This window comes from Hydrocoleum sp. CS-953 (assembly GCF_002260545.1).
GTDB lineage: Bacteria > Cyanobacteriota > Cyanobacteriia > Cyanobacteriales > Microcoleaceae > Trichodesmium.
This window is the reverse complement of the sequence record NZ_LGSU01000048.1, coordinates 1-1605: the sequence shown is the minus strand read 5'-3', so window position 1 is coordinate 1605 and position 1605 is coordinate 1. Positions and strand designations below refer to the sequence as shown.

At 33.3% G+C, this 1605-nt stretch carries 2 protein-coding genes; both read left to right on the top strand.

The genetic code is table 11. From position 1 onward, the window contains the following. The first annotated feature begins 80 nt into the window (after window positions 1–80). Window positions 81–812 carry a class I SAM-dependent methyltransferase gene (locus AFK68_RS00235; RefSeq protein WP_094670712.1) on the top strand — a complete coding sequence of 244 codons (732 nt, stop codon included), beginning with the start codon at window positions 81–83 and terminating at the stop codon, window positions 810–812. Window positions 813–1332: 520 nt separating this feature from the next. Beyond that, entirely contained in the window at window positions 1333–1491 is a 159-nt protein-coding gene (locus tag AFK68_RS00230) for a hypothetical protein (protein ID WP_246843902.1), read from the top strand. Window positions 1492–1605 lie beyond the last annotated feature (114 nt).

Genomic DNA, 1605 nt, shown 5'->3' with positions numbered 1-1605 from the left:
AAATATTCAAATTGTGGTATACTAATACCTTTGCATAATCCGAGCTTTTGCTTAACAGGTTAAACTACTTATATCAAGACATGAAATCTTTTTCAATTGTTATTCCAGATCAAAAGGATATTACTCAAGACCAAGAGTTTTTTATTTTGGAACAAAATGGTATAACCCAGGAAATAAAAATCCATGACTATGACAAAATTTTCTCAGTACCAGGATTATATGAAGAACTATTAATGAATAAGCTTCAATGTAATTCTCCCAGGGTAATGAAAAATGTAGTTGAGTTCATTAGTAAGAATTATTTTATCCCTATTACTGAGATGTCTGTTCTGGAGATTGGTGCAGGTAACGGATTAATTGGTGAGAAATTACGTCAACTAGATGTTCCTCACTTAGTAGGACAAGATATTTCTCAAATTGCTTGTGATGCAGCAATGCGAGACCAACCCAAAATATATGACAAATATATTGTAGGTGATTTATCTGATTCAAACGGCGAAGTTTTCTCTAAGTTGAAAGATACAAGTTCTATTAATTGTTTAATCGCTGTTGGGTCTCTAGGATTTTCTGATATTTCTACAAAGGGATTCAGCAATGCTCTGAATATTGTTGAACCTGGTGGACTTTTGGCTATCTCGATCAAAGAGGAATTTTTGCTTTCTGATAATCAGACAGGTTTTGGCAAATTTATTGATTCTTTAATCTCAGAAAATTTCTTGGAAAAGATTTGTGAAATTCGTTACGTTCACAGATTAGCTACATCAGGAAAACCGATTTTTTACATTGTTTTATGTTGTAGAAAGCTCCGTTAAAATATATAGCGCTAGGGAATAGGGAATAGGGAATAGGGAATAGGGAATAGCAGATTGTGAAAAGGTTTTCCTACCGAATGCTGCGCAAACAGGATTTAGAAATGTTAAACACCTTAATGCGTAGTGCTATATGTGAAATATGCAAAGGGGTAGACCAAACCCATCTAAATTTTGGCAGCTTTTATCGTTAAAGTTTATAGAAGGAACAATTATCAATACTTAAGTACACGACTTCAAAATAAGATGGGTTTGCTCTATCCCTATTTAGGGGTTGAAGCCAATTTGTATAATCATATTAGGCAATCCAACTCTATACTTGACAAACCTAAATCCCTATTTAGAGATTGAAACATTTTCTCCCTCCTTAAGGGATGCGGTGGAAATTTTTCTTGATAAACCTAAATCTCTCATATTAATCTAATCCCTAACCCCACAACTCAGTCTGAAACAAATAACCCTTGCAGAACTTCCCGAATCTGTTCAACACCTAATTAACCAAGCACAAAAAACAGGGTAACCCTTGAGTATAATCCAAGATGGTATTCCCTTCCCTATTATTTCCCCTGTCAAAAAAAAATCTCTCCTACAAACTCTTTCTACCCTTGAACCCTTAGATGAAAATTTTCCAGATGTGGATGAAGAATTATTACCCTTGGATGACATTGACTTGTCAAAATGAGTTATTTATATTTATTAGATACAAATATCATTTCTGAACTGATTAAAAACCCAAGAGACTTCATTAATTGATAATTGATAATTGATAATGGATAATTGATAATTACCTCAATAA

Bases quoted from the DNA above. Each gene is read 5' to 3' on its own strand.
- AFK68_RS00235 (WP_094670712.1), top strand. From the start codon at position 81: ATGAAATCTTTTTCAATTGTTATTCCAGATCAAAAGGATATTACTCAA.